The organism is Aeromonas rivipollensis, from assembly GCF_010974825.1.
GTDB lineage: Bacteria > Pseudomonadota > Gammaproteobacteria > Enterobacterales > Aeromonadaceae > Aeromonas > Aeromonas rivipollensis.
On record NZ_JAAILA010000010.1, the window covers coordinates 74,201 to 89,152 of the forward strand.

10 protein-coding genes are annotated in these 14,952 nt (G+C 63.3%); 4 read left to right on the top strand and 6 right to left on the bottom strand.

Going from position 1 to position 14,952, the window contains the following annotated elements; genetic code table 11:
• Positions 1-30 precede the first annotated feature (30 nt).
• From G4923_RS06985 to G4923_RS07005, 5 genes are all read right to left on the bottom strand, one after another.
• On the bottom strand, positions 31-1,065 hold the full coding sequence (locus G4923_RS06985; protein WP_240455268.1) for a fimbrial protein: 1,035 nt from the start codon (positions 1,063-1,065) through the stop codon (positions 31-33).
• The gene (locus G4923_RS06990) at positions 1,058-1,825 is read right to left on the bottom strand and encodes a fimbrial biogenesis chaperone (RefSeq protein ID WP_205597115.1); all 768 of its coding nucleotides are present in this window, start codon (positions 1,823-1,825) and stop codon (positions 1,058-1,060) included. The genes G4923_RS06985 and G4923_RS06990 overlap by 8 nt, the downstream gene beginning before the upstream one ends.
• Positions 1,822-4,374 (bottom strand): fimbria/pilus outer membrane usher protein, encoded by a 2,553-nt coding sequence (locus tag G4923_RS06995; protein ID WP_338120442.1) that lies wholly within the window; start codon positions 4,372-4,374, stop codon positions 1,822-1,824. Before G4923_RS06995 ends, G4923_RS06990 begins: the two co-directional genes overlap by 4 nt.
• A gap of 76 nt (positions 4,375-4,450) precedes the next feature.
• A complete protein-coding gene (locus G4923_RS07000) occupies positions 4,451-5,212 on the bottom strand; it encodes a fimbria/pilus periplasmic chaperone (RefSeq protein ID WP_163136303.1) in 762 nt (253 codons plus the stop codon).
• Between the two features lie 10 nt (positions 5,213-5,222).
• Positions 5,223-5,762, bottom strand: a complete 540-nt coding sequence (locus G4923_RS07005) for a fimbrial protein (RefSeq protein ID WP_025326137.1) — start codon at positions 5,760-5,762, stop codon at positions 5,223-5,225.
• Positions 5,763-6,011: 249 nt separating this feature from the next.
• On the opposite strand from G4923_RS07005, the gene G4923_RS07010 reads away from it, so the two are divergent.
• A complete protein-coding gene (locus G4923_RS07010; RefSeq protein ID WP_163136305.1) occupies positions 6,012-6,839 on the top strand; it encodes a peptidoglycan DD-metalloendopeptidase family protein in 828 nt (275 codons plus the stop codon).
• Between the two features lie 67 nt (positions 6,840-6,906).
• On the opposite strand, the gene G4923_RS07015 is transcribed toward G4923_RS07010, so the two are convergent.
• Entirely contained in the window at positions 6,907-8,244 is a 1,338-nt protein-coding gene (locus G4923_RS07015) for an MATE family efflux transporter (protein ID WP_163136307.1), read from the bottom strand.
• A gap of 153 nt (positions 8,245-8,397) precedes the next feature.
• On the opposite strand from G4923_RS07015, the gene mscM reads away from it, so the two are divergent.
• From mscM to G4923_RS07030, 3 genes are all read left to right on the top strand, one after another.
• Positions 8,398-11,673 carry a miniconductance mechanosensitive channel MscM gene (gene mscM / locus G4923_RS07020; RefSeq protein ID WP_163136309.1) on the top strand — a complete coding sequence of 1,092 codons (3,276 nt, stop codon included), beginning with the start codon at positions 8,398-8,400 and terminating at the stop codon, positions 11,671-11,673.
• Between the two features lie 67 nt (positions 11,674-11,740).
• Entirely contained in the window at positions 11,741-12,418 is a 678-nt protein-coding gene (locus tag G4923_RS07025) for a glycerophosphodiester phosphodiesterase (protein WP_106887560.1), read from the top strand.
• Between the two features lie 159 nt (positions 12,419-12,577).
• Positions 12,578-14,455, top strand: a complete 1,878-nt coding sequence (locus G4923_RS07030) for a methyl-accepting chemotaxis protein (protein WP_106887561.1) — start codon at positions 12,578-12,580, stop codon at positions 14,453-14,455.
• The last annotated feature ends 497 nt before the right edge of the window (positions 14,456-14,952 follow it).

Here is a 14,952-nt window from a genome sequence, read left to right on the forward strand (position 1 = left end):
CGTCGAAAATAGGGGCAGAAAACCCTGTCATCAGGGCACGCTCACCGTGACCATGATGGTGCCCGTGTAAGCACCGGGGCGCACCACCTGACCCGGCAACCGGGTCGGATACAGCCTCACCTGATATTGGGTGTTGTGGCTGGCCGCCGAGTAGGGTACCGCGATGGCAGTATCAAATGGAATAGGGGTCAGCGTATCCTGCTCGACCATGCCCACCCCGACCCCGGCCAGGCTGGTGGTGACGAAGCGATTCTGGCTGCTGAGCGCCCCTCCGAAGCTGTATTGCAGTGGCACCAGGTAGTCACTCGGGATCTGGCTGCAGGTCACGCTCACATTGACGCTGCGCGGGGCATAGCCTCTCGGGATCTCCCCCTCGACGAAGGCACTCTGCGCCACGGCGCCGAGATCGATGGGAATGCTGGTGCCGGCGGGGAACTGGCAGGTCGGCGTCGAGGTGACGCTGATGTTCATCGCCAGGGTACTGAAGGCATTGACCGGGCTGGTGTCCGGTGCATTGGCTCGCCTCACGAAGAGGTGGGCGACAGTGCCGCTGAAGGTCTGGGTACCCGTGACCCCCTTGAGCAGTTTCAGGGTATAACGGCCGCCATTAACATCAATCCCGCCCAAGGCCAGATTCAACAGGTTACCGATGCAGACGGCCAGCAACCCGCTGCTGGTCGCGTTGAAGGGGATAGTCCGATAATTCCCTGCCGCATTGAACTCGACCTTGAGGCCGAAATAGGGGTTGAGCTTGATGAGGGTCCCCAGAGGATCGGAGAGGGTCGGCAGGCTGGTGGTTCCCTGGTAATAGACGGTCACAAGCAGCCCCACCGAGATCCCGGTGCAATCACAGGTGGCCGTGCCCGTGGTCGAGAAGGGGGTGGGACCACTGGTCCCCCCGGGCTGATAGAGACCGCTATCGGCGGTGATGGCGCCGGTCGCCACGAAGGGACTGGTGCACTGGCCATTGACGGCCTGCACCTCGCCTGGCCATGAAGCCGCCACCAGCAGGAGTGCCGCCAACAGCAAGGAAGACAGGCCCAGGTTTCCGACGCCGTCACTCATCCCGCTCTCCTCCATGCCTGCCCAGAACAAATTCCTGCTCATGATAATTGCCATCGTCGTCTATCCAGCGCAGCCGCCCGCGGGCCCCCGCCGGTACGGCGCCCGCCATGGGAAGAGAGAGGGTACCGTAAGGCGGCAGCACCCCGCCCTCGCGCCAGGCGAGATGCGGCCCGCTCAGCAACACCTCGCTCAGGCTGATGTGAAAGGGGCCCGGATTGCTGACCTTAAGTCCGCCCCCCGCCTGCCCCTGCCAGCCAAGCCGGCTAACCGCCTCGGCCGGGGAACCCGCCAATCCGGCCGGCCGGTAGAACAGCTTGATGCGGGTGCGATAAGCCAGTTGCACGCTCGCCTGCGAGGCTTGCGTCTTGGGGGGCAGTCCAAGGACATTGAGCCAGAACAGGGACTCCCTGTCCCGGGGGAGCCGGCTCAGATCCGCGCCAAGGATGCGCAGCACCTGCCCCCTCTGCGGCCCCAGCCGCATCATGGGCGGCACCACCAGAAAGGGGGTCGAGACATCGGCCGGTCCCTGCTGCTCATTGCCGCCATCGACCCAGGCCTGCAGCAGGCTGGGCTCGTGGCCGTCGTTGCGTACCATCAGCCTGGCCTCGGTGCTCCCCTCATAGATCACCCGGGTACGCATCAGGTTCAGGGCGGCCTCGCTGCTTGAGCACCACAACAGGGAGCCCAGCGCCAGCCATGACAGCACGGCGTACCCTTCCAGGGCCCGGCACCAGCCATGCCAACCAATGGGGTCTCTCATGAACTTGCTCCCGGAGTGAGGCAGCGGGCGGCGACCTGCTGATAGGGCATGGCAGGATCCGGCCGAGGAACCCGATAATCGAGCCGGCACCGCTCATCCCCCTCATTGCCCCACTGGACATGGAGGGTTCCCTGCTCGCCACGCACGAAGATGAGCCCCCCCTGGCCGACCACGGCCACGGCATCGCCGCGACCATCGACCACCTCGGCCCCAAAAGGTGGCGCACTGCCATCCTGACGCACGGCCTTGAGCAGCAAAGGCTGGCCGACATGGGTCTCATACGCCAGCTTGACGATGGCCCCCCGACGCGGGGCCACCATCTGGGCGCTGCCATCTATCTCCACATCCAGCGGCAAGCCGCCGGGATCCAGGCCTATGATGTTGGTGCGATAGGGGTTGAGCCCGGCCAGCACGGCATAGCCATCCCCATCCACCTCGCTGCCGATCCCGTGACTGACCCTGGCCCCCTGGGCTCCCTTGGCTTCCACCAGCGCCATCGTCTCCCCTTGCGTCTGCCCCAGCACCCAGCCCTCCTCATGGACCAGCAGGGTTCCCTTGGCCGAGGCCACATACTGGGCGTAACCCTCCCCCTGGCTGGTGCTCAACCCCAGCTGGGTGGCCGCCGTCTGATACTGCAGGTTGGCACCATAGCTCAGGGCCGAGTTGCCACTTCCCCGGCTCTGATTGCCATAGACGCCGTAATAGAAGCGCCCGTCCCGGGAGCCGCCGTTGAGATCCAGCCTGGCGCTGGCCCCCTGCCCCTCCTGATAGGAGAGGGTGCTGCCAAGACGCGGCGCCCCCAGTTTGTCCCCGATGGGGATGCTGAGGCTCAGCACGTATTGATCCCCCACCCCCTCCTCCAACGAGTGGCTGGCCGACAGGGTCAGACTGCCCCAGTCAAACCCCCGGTTGTAACCGAGCTGGAAGCTGCTGCTCTCCCCCTGGCCACCCCAGTAGTCGCGGCGAATGCCGTTGAAGTAGAGGTCCCCCCACTCCCCTACCGGCTGGTTGATGTTGAGCTGGAAGCGATTGCGCTCCCGCTGCAACCTGTCCAGCGCCTGGGTCTGTATCGCCGCCACGTCGTTGAGGTCGAGATAGCCTTCGCTGGAGAAGCGATAGGCGGCCAGGGTGAAGTAGGTCTGGGTCCTCTCCATCTGCTTGCTGTAAGTGAGGCGATAGCTCTGACCGACGAGGGAATCAGGCACGTTCGCACTGGCGGGCAACGCCCGCGCCCAGGAGCCGGTCACATCCAGGGCCAGGGCGCCGTAGTCCGAGCCCATGGCCGCGCCTCCCAGCAGGGCGCCGTAATCCTCGGCGGCTATGGTTCCGCCATAGAGGGTCAGGGCATCCGAGAAGCCGCGCCTGTAGGTGCCTTGCAGAAAATCCGGGCCATCGGGCCCCGCATCGTTGCGATAGCGTCCCAGGGTCAGGCTGAAGCGGGAGGTGTCGTCTCGCAACATCTGCACCACGGAGGAGAACGGCAGGGTGAAGCTGCGCTCGCTGCCATCCGCCTCCGTGATGGTCACATCCAGATCACCGGCAAAGCTGGTGGCATAGAGATCGTCGATGGCAAAGGCGCCGGGGGCGACCTGGGTCTCATAGATGAGGGCGCTGCCCTGCCGTATGGTGACCCTGGCATTGCTCTGGGCCACCCCGCGCACCACGGGGGCAAAGCCCCGCTCGAAATCCGGCAGCATGGCGTCATCGCTGGCGAGCTGCACGCCGGTGAAGGGCACGCTGTCGAAGCTGTCGCCCGGGGTGAAGTACTCCCCCAGGGTCAGCTGGGCTTTGCGGGAGGTGACATCTCGCTGCGCATAGCTGTTGAGGGGTTGATAGCCGCCCCCCTGGTTGCCCTGCCAGGAGCCGTTGTGACGCAGGCGCCAGGCACCTAGGTTGATGCCGGTGTTGAGGTTGATGCTGCTGCTCAATGGCTCCCCTATGCTCTCCTGTTCGCTGTAATAAAGGTTGGCGTTATAACCGACGAAGGCCGCATTGATCCCCTGCACCCACTGCTCAGGCCCCACATAGTCACGTCTGATCTGACCGAGATAAGCCTGGGGCAGGCTGAGTGCCCCGCTCAGGCTGGCCAGATCGAAGGTGAAGCTGGCCCCCGGCACCAGGGCTCCCACCTCGATGCAGTCGCCCTGGAGTTGCTGCTGCACCGACCCCTGATCGGGCAGCTTGTCGACCAAGAGCCCCCACTGCGTCAGCTGATCCGGATGAAAGCAGAACAGGGGCGTCCCGGGATCCTGCCCCGCTCTCACCTCCACCTGCTGGCTTATTCTCTCCTTACCATTGATGGTGATGTCGAGCTGGTAGCGCCCGGGGGGGATGAAGTCGGCACGGGAGAAGCGGGCCAGGTCGATGTTGACCCCCAGGCTGTCGAGCAGGCGGCTGTCAAACTCGATGTCAGCGGGTGGACTGACCGCTTGTCCTGCCACCTCGTCCCCCATGGCAAGGGGGCACCAGAGCAACAGGGAGAGACAGCAGCCGGCGTGCCAGAGGGCGGTGGCATGAAGGCAGCAAGAGAGGGGCATTCTGGCTGTCACTGTATAGCTCCCCCTCAGCGCCGGCCTGTGCACCGGGAGCGCCGAACCTTGAGTCCAGCTCCGGCATCTTCCGGAATCAATTGAAGACGAATTGGCCCACCTCGCGGGCACCATAGTCGTTGAGCCAATAGAAGGTCACGGCCTTGGCATTGACGGCCCCAGACAGTTGCTCAAGGGGAAAATCGAAGCTGCCCCCCGGCGCCACCATGCCGCCACTTGAGTTGCTGTAGCGCTTCGATGACGCCGTCGCCTGCAGCTCCAGATTGCTGATGCTGACGTGATAGAGGCTGGGGTTGCTGGCACGCAGTGCGTAACCGTCCCCCTGCCGGATCAGGCGCCAGCTCAACTGCCGGGCGGAGCGCTCGACATTGCCAGGCAGCCCGGATGGCCGGTAGAACATCTTGATCCGGGAGCGGAAGGCGAGCTGCACCAGATTCTGACCCGCCTGGGTCGACTTCACGCTCGGCGGCACCTCCAGCACGTTCAGCCAGAACACCGATTCGCGATCCTGGGGCAACCCCTGCCCCACGTAGGCCAGACGCAGGGACTGGCCACGCTGGGCCTCGATGCGGGTGATGGGAGGGGTTACCAGGAAGGGGAGCGCCTCGGCGCCCGGCCGGATGCGGCGATCGCCCGCATCTATCCACACCTGTACCAGCGAGGGGGTGCTCCCCTTGTTGGTCAGCTCCAGGGTGACCTCACGGGCGTTGGCCGGGTAGATGACCCGGGTGCCCGAGATCTGGACATGACCCCAGGCCAGCCAGGGCAGGAGCAGCACGCACCAGAGCATGAGGCTCAGCCCCGCCCTGCGGGGCCTATGGATACGAAGCGCCTTCATGACTGAGCGCTCAGTGGTAGTCCAGGGAGTAGATGAGATCCGCCGAGACCAGACCGGCGCCGACGGCACCTGTGGCTATGTACTGGGCGCTGTAGTAGAGGGTGGCCCCCCCGGTGGCACTGAAGTTGACCAGCACGTTGTTGCCTGTGTTGGTTCTCAGATCGATGGGGGTGCTGTTGGCCGAGAGGATCTGCACCTCCACGTTCTGGGCCGGGTTCTTGCCGCCCGAGGCGACTGCCTTGTTGCTGAGGTTGCCCGTGGTCTGCTCCACCCCGATGTTTTCGAAGTAGGCCCGCACCGACCCCGTGGTCGGGCAGCTGGTGAGGGCGAGGTTGAAGCCTGTCGCCCCTGCGGTCTGGCCTATGCTGCCGAGCGCATTGGTGCTGACGGTCGGCAGGGTCACGGTCGCCGACGCCGTACCACCATTGACAGCGATGGCACAAGTCCCGGCGGTCACCTCGCCATTGATGGTAATGACCCCGTTGAAGGCGGCAACGGGTGCCGACATCCCCATGGTGAGTCCGAGTATCAAGAGAGCCTTCGTCTTCATCACAACCTCCACCTGTCACTGGATGTCGCTGGCGACTGCTTTTCTCCTGCCAGTGCCTTACTGCCTTGCCGCTATAGGTGCCATTCAAAGACACCTTTAGTGACACATTAGTAAATAGCACAGGATTCTCAATCCCGCCGCCGTACTACTCCCTTTCCGGCGCTATGGCCCGAGGTGACGGACAGCCGGGCAAGAATGTGGCATCATTTTCCCCCTTTTGATCTCACCGCCTTATTCGATGGAGCCACCATGCGCCGCCTGTTCTTCCTCCTTCTGCTGCTCGGCAGCGCCTCCCTTCATGCCGAACCCGGCTTCATCAGCCGCCTGCTCAACCACCCGGTGCCGGGGGGCGTGGCCGTGGTGCCGCTGGGGGATGGGCCCAAGGCGCCCGCCGCTCGCTATCTGGACAAGCCGGTCCTGGTGGTGCGCGAAGAGGGGCGGCACTGGATTGCCATCGTCGGCATTCCGCTAAAGAGTCATTCGGGCCCCCATCAGCTGCAGGTGAGCGATGGCCGCACCCTGGGTTTCACCGTCGGCAACAAGCACTATCGCGAGCAGCACATCAAGCTGAAGAACAGCCGCCAGGTCAATCCGCTGGCCGAGGACATGGCGCGCATCAACCGTGAGCTGGCCGAACAAAACAAGGCCTACCAGACCTTCAGTCCTATTCAGCCCAGCAACCTGCTGTTCGACAAGCCGGTCAACGGCCCCCTCTCCAGCCCCTTCGGACTGCGCCGCTTCTTCAACGGCGAGGAGCGCAACCCCCACTCCGGCCTCGACTTCGCGGTCGGCGCCGGCACCCCCATCAAGGCACCGGCCGCCGGCAAGGTGATCCTGATCGGCAACTACTTCTTCAACGGCAATACGGTATTCGTCGACCACGGCCAGGGGCTCATCAGCATGTTCTGCCACATGTCCAAAATCGACGTGACCCTGGGCCAGAGCCTGCCCCGCGGTGGCATCGTCGGCCGGGTCGGCGCCACCGGCCGCGCCACAGGTCCCCACATGCACTGGAACGTCAGCCTCAACGATGCCCGCGTCGACCCCGCCATCTTCATCGGCGCCTTCAAGCCCTGAACCGGGCAGCACGAAACGACAAAGGCAGCCTGGGCTGCCTTTATCGTTCATGGAGAGAGGGCGTTAATCACGGGGCTGCGGCATGCTGCCCGGCCTCCTTGCCCATGGCCCGCCACATCACCAGCACCAGCAAGGTGCTGCAAGTAGGCAGCGCCAGCCAGACCCCGGCCACTCCCCACAGGGAGGAGAAGCCCCACAGGAAGCCGCCGATCAGCACCAGCTTGCCCCCGGTGAGCAGGGAGGCGATGCGGGCCCGGTTGATGGCCTGGAAGTAGGTCGCCCCCACCAGCAGCAGCCCCTCCATGGGCAGACCCCAGAAGTAGAGCCAGATGCCGAGGCTGGCCACCGGCAAGAGGGCCGCGTTGTCACCGGCGAACAGATAGACCACCCCTTCCGGCCAGAGGTAGAGCGGTATCATGCCGCACAGCGCCACCACCAGGGTCACCCCCAGCGCCAGGTTGCGCACCCGCAGCACCCGCTGCCAGTTGCCCGCCCCGGCGTTGAAGCTGGCGATGGGCTGGATGCCCATGGCGATCCCCTCGAAGATGAGATAGAAGAAGGCCTCGCTGTAGCTGATGACCCCGTAGGCGGCCACGTGCAGGGAGCTGCCGACCGACAGTAGCGCCTTGTTGTGCAGCGCCAGCACCACAGACAGATAGAGGTACATCAGGAAGCTCGACACCCCGAGTCTCAGGGTCTCCCGCATCAGCCGCCAGTCCGGCACCAGGGTATCCCAGCGAATGCGCAGCTGGCTGCGGGGGGTGAAGAAGTGCCACAGGCACAGGCCCCCGGTCACCGCCTGGGAGAGCATGGTGGCGATGGCCGCCCCCGCTAGCCCCCAGGGGATCACCGCCATCAGCAGGTAGTCGAGCAGCACGTTGAGCACGCCGCCCCCCACCAGGATCCAGGTGGTGAGACCGGGTCGCCCGTCGTTGCGCAGCAGGGCGGTGAACGCCATGGAGAGCACGGCAAAGACCCCGAGCCAGGCGTACCACTGCAGGTAGGCGAAACCGGCGTCGAAGATGACCCCCTCGGCCCCCATCCAGATCAGCATCTCCTTGCCGTACCGGATGCCGATGAAGGCGAGCACGGCGGAGGCGATGAGTACCATCACCAGCGCATTGCCGACTATGTGACGCGCCTTTGCCTGCTCCCCCTTGCCCAGATAGAACGAGGCGAGCGACGAGGAGCCCATGCCGATCAGCGCCCCCACCGCATAGAGTACGGCGCAGATGGGGTAGGCCAGCATCATGCCGGCCAGGCCGTCCTGGCCCAGGATATGGCCGACGAAGATGCCGTCTATGGTGACATAGACGCCGGTGACCAGCATGGCGGCCACCGTCGGGGTGACGTAACGCAGGAAGAGGCGAGAGAGGGGGGCCGTGCCCAGATCGACAGTGGACATAAATTGCTCAAGGGAGGGGAACGGCCAGAATAATAGCCAAACAAGACCCGGATCACCCGTTATTTATGTTGCAGATCATTAATGTGGAAGGCTTTACCCACCCCTGCCCCTGCTTTAGGCTAAGGCGACTTCTCATGAACGGAAACGTGCGCCATGTTGCAACGCCTGCTCTGCCTGATGCTCTGTCTCAGCCTGCTCCCCTTCTCCGCTGCCCAGGCCGATGATGCCGTCACTCAGGTGGAAGAGTTGCTGCAAAGCGTCCCCAAGACCGACAGCCCCGAGAACCAGCAACTGCGGGAGAGCTATCAGCAGGCGCTGCAGTATGCCCGGGATGCCCAGCGCTATCGGGAGCAGGGCAAGGCCTATCAGCAGATCCTCATCGACTACCCCAAGGAGTCGGCCCGTCTCAAGGAGAGCCTGCACAACTATCAGCCCCAGTCCCGCCCGCCCCTCTCCTCCCTCAAAGAAGAGGCACTGCGCCAGGCCATTGGCCTGAGCAGCAACCGCCAGATCAACCTGCGCAAGGAGCGCCAGGCGGTGACCGACAGCCTCAACCAGCTGGAGAGCACGGGCCAGGAGTACCATGTGCGGGTCGATGAGCTGCGCAAGCAGTTGCTGCAGACCCGCTCCCAGCTCGATCGCTTGAGCTTCAGCAACGAGTCGGATCGCCTGCAGGAGGCCCAGCAACTGGCCACCCGCCTCAAGGAGCAGAGCCTGTCGGACCGGATCCAGATGCTGGAGCTGGAGCAGCTCTCCGCCCAGCAGCGCAACGATCTCGGCAAACTGAAGCTGCAGGAGCTCAACCTCGCCATCACAGACGAAGATGAGTGGCAGAACAGCCTGCTCAACCAGCAAAACCAGCTGCGGCGGGAAAAAACGGAGCAGGCGCTGGCGGAAAGCGAGCGGCTGCGCCGGCAGCTCACCTCGGATCTGCCCCTGCTGCAGGAGCAGCAACAGCAGAACCAGGCGCTCTCCCTGCAACTCGGCGCCCTGGAAGATCAGATAGAGCGGGTACAGGACGAGCAGCGCGGCATCGACACCTCACTGTCAGGACTGAACGATCTGGTCAACTCGGTGCGAGAGCAACTGGAATGGCTGCAGATAAGCAACGCCTACGGCGAAAACCTGCGCAGCAAGCTGGCCGATCTGCCCAACTACTTCCCCCTGGAGAAGCTGGAGTCCGACATCGTCAAGGCGCGCATGGCGAAGTACCAGTACGAGACAGAGCAGGATGCCTTGAAGGATACAGTGCAGATCCGCAACAACCTGCTCAGCGGGGACGAGATCACCCTGGACAGGGCCCAGCAGGCCGTGCTCGACAACCTGCTCAAGGCCAGACGGCAACTGCTGACCCGGCTCAACGACGCCTCAGATACCCTCATTCAGGAGCAGACCCGGCTCAAGCTGCTCTATAGCCGCCAGAACAGCAAGATCGACGAGATCCGCGAGATCAGCGCCAGCCACCTGTTCTGGATGCCGGACGTGCGCCCGCTCACCCCGGCCGTCTTGCTCGGCGTGCCCACCGCCCTCAGCCTGCTGCTCGATCCCGTCAACTGGCTGCAACTGCCCAGGGCCATAGTGGAGAACAACCCCATGACCCTGACCCTGGCGGGACTCGGTCTGCTGGTGCTGGCCTGGTGCTGGGCCAAGCTGGGGCGCCACCTGGTGCAGTACAGCCACTACATAGCCCCGCGCATCGGCAAGGTGACCCAGGACAAGTTCAGCCTCACCAGCCGGCTGCTGGTGCGCTCCCTGCTCGCGGCCCTGCCGCTGCCCGCCATGGTGCTGATGATGCGCGGCCTGCTGGACGGCGCCTGGCAATACCCCTTCGCGGTGGCCGTGGCCCGGGGCCTTGGCGAGATCTGGTTCCTGCTGCTGGCGCTGCTGGTCGCCCGCCATCTGACCCTGGAGAAGGGGATCCTGATCCTCCATTTCCGCTGGCCGAAAGAGCCGGTGCAGCGGGTCTGGGGCCAGTTCCGCACCCTGCTGCTGGTGCTGATCCCCAGCTTCTTCGTGCAGGGCATGGCCAACAGCTATCAGGAGCACGCCTTCTACGACTCCCTGGGTCGCCTCGCCTTCATCGTCGGCGCCCTCTGGCTGCTGCTGTTCTTCGCCCGCCTCAACCGGGAAAAACTGCCGCTCACCTGGGGCCAGGCGGACATGACCAAGCCCCACCTGCTGCACCACTTCATCTGGAACAGCCTGATGCTGGCCCCCCTGCTGGCGGTGCTGGGCTCCCTGTTTGGCTACTTCTATACCTCCCGCATCCTGCTGCGCCAGCTGGAGCTGAGTCTGCTGGCGGGACTCGGCTGCCTGCTGGTCTACTACCTGGCCCATCGCTGGATGCTGATCCAGCGCCGCCGCCTCGCCTTCGATCGCGCCAAGAGCAAGCGGGCCGAGATCCTGGCCCAGCGGGAGCGTGACGAGGACGATCTCAGCTCCGAGATCCCGGACGTGGTGGAGGAGCCCGAGCTGGATCTGGACACCATCAGCGCCCAGTCGCTGGGCCTGGTGCGCACCCTGCTGATGCTGGGCTTCACCATGCTGGTGGTGGTGCAATGGTCGGATCTCAACTCGGCCTTCAGCTTCCTCAGCAGCATCGAGGTGTGGCAGGTGAGCAGCAAGGTGGCCGGCATAGAGCAGCTCTCCGCCATCACCTTGCAGGATCTGATGCTGACCGCCTTCGCCTTCATCCTGACGGTGGTCACCGCCCGCAACCTGCCGGGGCTGATGGAGCTCACCCTGCTCCAGCACCTGAGCCTCTCCCCCGGCACCGGCTTCGCCCTGACCACGGTCAGCAAGTATCTGGTGATCCTCATCGGCGCCCTCACCGGCTTCTCCATGCTCGGCATCGACTGGTCCAAGACCCAGTGGCTGGTGGCGGCGCTCTCGGTGGGCCTGGGCTTCGGTCTGCAGGAGATCTTCGCGAACTTCGTCTCCGGCCTCATCATCCTTTTCGAGAAGCCGATCCGGCTCGGCGATACCGTCACCATTCGTGATCTGACCGGCACAGTCACCAAGATCAAGACCCGCGCCACCACTATCGTGGACTGGGACAGGAAGGAGATCATTGTCCCCAACAAGGCCTTCATCACGGAGCAGTTCATCAACTGGTCCCTGTCCGATGCCATCACCCGGGTCAAGCTGCGCATCCGCATCGGCCTGACCCAGGAGCCCAAGCGGGTGCAGCAGCTGCTGGAGCAGTGCGTACAGGAGTCCACCCTGGTGCTGGATACCCCCACCCCCGAGGTGTTCCTGATCGAGTTCACCGACTCGGCCCTCATCTACGAGATCCGGCTCTATGTAAACAACATGGATCACCGTATGCCGATCACCCATGAAGTCCATTCGCTGATCCTGGAGAAACTCAACCAGCTCGGCATGCCTCTGCCCCACCAGCAGATCGACATTCGGATGAGCCGGGGCTGACAGACCCCCTCCCGCCTCCCCCTTAGTGAGGGCGAGGGAGGGGTTGTTATGACAACAGGAGCCAATCATGCAGATCATTGCCCATCGCGGTGCCAGCAAGCTGGCGCCGGAGAACACCCTCAAGGCGATGGAGATAGCCATCGCACTCGGAGTCGGCGCCATCGAGCTCGACGTGCAGCAGGCAGACGGCGAGCTCTGGGTCTTCCACGACCGGCGGCTGGAGCGTTGCACCGACGGCCACGGGGTGCTGACCGAGCAGTCCCGGGACTATCTGGCGAGCCTGGATGCGGGTGACGGGGAGCGGATCCCGACCCTGTGGCAGGTAATGAGCCTGATTGCCGGGCGCTGCGAGCTGCATATAGAGCTCAAGGGGGCGCACACCGCCGAGCCGGTGGCGGCCCTGACCCGGCGGGCCGAGCGCGAGCTCGGCTTCACCCCGGCCCACTGGGTCGTCTCCTCCTTTCACCATCCCGAGCTGGCGCACTTCGCCCGGCTGCGGCCGGATCTGCGCCTCGGGGCCCTGACCGCCAGCCTGCCGCTGCACGGTGCCCGCTTCGCCGAAGAGCTGGGAGCCTGGTCGCTGAATTGCGACGTGGATTTTGTCGACGCCGGGCTGGTGGCGGATGCCCATAGTCGTGGGCTCAAGATCCTGGTCTACACGGTCGACGAGTTGAGTGATGGGGCTGCATTGGCGGCCATGGGTGTCGATGGCATCTTTACCAACCGGCCAGATCGATTCAGCTGAGTATCGGCGCGGCCTGGCGGCCTATCAGGAGGTGAAAAAAGATCGAAAATTTCCTGTTCACCGGGATACATAAAGTCCACTTTCAGCCGATACAGAGTTGGCTCATAACAATAACAAACACCACACGGATCTCAGACTGACGCTCACAAGGATGTAAACATGAATCTATCCATCAAGAACAAGCTGGTCCTCGCCATCGGGGCCATTATCCTGGTCATCTCCAGCCTGCAGGTCTGGTACAACACCACCCAGCTGCGCAGCGAAACCCAGCGGCTGATCTGGAGCTTCATCGACGACAGCTCCATCGCCAACGTCAAGGGCATCTCCCGCTGGCTCGATGCGCGCATCGGCCTGGTCACCGCCACCAAGGAAGCCTTCACCAAGGAGGATGAGCCCCTCAGCCACCTGGCCCAGTCCATGAACGCAGGCAACTTCGACCTCGTCTATGTGGGCACCAAGGATGGCCGGATGATCCAGAGCAAGCAGACCAACCTGCCCGCTGGCTATGATCCGCGCCAGCGTCCCTGGTACAAGGACGCCATGGCGGCCGGCAAGCTCGCCATCACGGCTCCCTATGCCGATGCCTCGTCTGGCAACCTCATCATCACCATCGCCGAGCCCTTCAGCCGTGGCAACACCGACGGCGTCATCGCCGGTGACGTCTCCATCGACGGCCTGGTGCGCGACGTGCTGGCCATCAACTCGGAAGGCACCTACGCCATCCTGGTGGACAGCAACGGCACCATCATAGCCCACCCGGACAAGGCGCTGACCCTCAAGCCCGCCACCGCCCTCTCCCCCGAGCTGACGGCGGCCAAGGTCAACGAACTGGCCCATGACAACACCATCTCCGAGATGGATATCAGCGGCAAGGCCAGCGTGTTCGACCTCACCGAGATCCCCAACACCAACTGGTATTTCGGCATAGTGGTGGACAAGGCGGTCGCCTACCAGTCCGTCTCCCGCATGGTCACCTCAGCCCTGCTGCAAGGTCTGCTGACCATCCTCATAGTCGCCGGTTTCTCCTACGTGGCCATCAACAGCTCCCTGGCCCCGCTGAAGACCCTCGGCGAGGCGATTGCGGATCTCTCCCGCGGCAACGGTGACCTGACCCGCCGCATCAAGATCGAGCGGGAAGACGAGGTCGGCACAGTCGCCAAGCACGTCAACACCTTCATCGAACGCATCCACGTCATGGTGCAGGACATCTCCAACTCCTCCGGACAGCTCAACCAGCAGGCCAGGTCCTCCCACGACATGGCGGAGAAATCCAACCAGGGTCTGGCGCGCCAGCAGAACGAGATCTCCCAGATAGCCACAGCGGTGCACGAGATGTCCGCTACCGCCGTCGAGGTCGCCAGCAATGCCGAGCAGACCGCGGAGGCAGCCCGCAGCTCCTCCAGCAGTTGCGAGCACGGCAAGCAGGTGATCGCCCGCAACCAGCGCTCCATCACGGATCTCGCCACCCAGGTCAAGCAGGCCTCCGGCATCATCCAGGAACTGGAAAAGAACGCCCAGGAGATCAACACCATACTCTCCACCATCCAGGGCATCGCCGAGCAGACCAACCTGCTGGCTCTCAACGCCGCCATCGAGGCCGCCCGGGCCGGTGAGCAGGGTCGCGGCTTCGCGGTGGTCGCCGACGAGGTGCGGGTGCTGTCACAACGCACTCACAGCTCCACCGTCGAGATCCGCAGCATGATAGAGACGCTGCAGCGCAACACCCAGGGGGCCGTCAGCACCATGCACGAGGGCCAGCTGCTGGCCCAGAACAGCGTGGAAGACGCGAACGATGCCACCCAGGCCCTGGAGCAGATCACCACCTCCATCAACCAGATCTCCGACATGGCGACCCAGATCTCCAGTGCCGCCGAAGAGCAGCGGGCGGTGACCGACGAGGTCAGCCGCAATATCCAGGCGGTCAAGGACGTCTCGGACGAGCTGGCGGTGGATGCGGACAGCTCCCGCAATCTCTCGGCTCAACTTAAAAATATTTCAGGTGAGCTCAACAATCAGGTCGGCATGTTCCGCATCTGATCGAGCCAATGAAAAGGGGCCGTCCAGGCCCCTTTTTTTCTATAAACCCTTTTCGTTTCAATGGTTATAATTCCCCTTCGACACCGGACACTCTGTGATCCGCCTCTCCATTCGAGTATCCTTCTGACGCAACTGATGCCTGCCCTGACTATATTCGCATTACTTTTTTCGATGTTTTTTCAGCAGCCCCAAGGTGATAATAGTTATCACTAAACATTTCTGATAAAAAACTTAAAAACTTTAGGGGTAATACCTAAAAAGAGAGGCATTTCTCATTTTTTTGAAAGAAAACTACGTACAATCTTGGGGTTAAAATCACCAGAGTAGCGAGTACGGCTGATCCAGATCACTGATGGATGGCGATAATGACGGCATTTTCATCCAAGGAATGGGGTGGTTGTAATAAAAACCACCGTTGCCAAGCACTAAAACAAAGCAGTTTGACTTGCATCAAGCCTGAATTTTTTTCATAGAGCAAAATCGTGCCCAGCAAATCT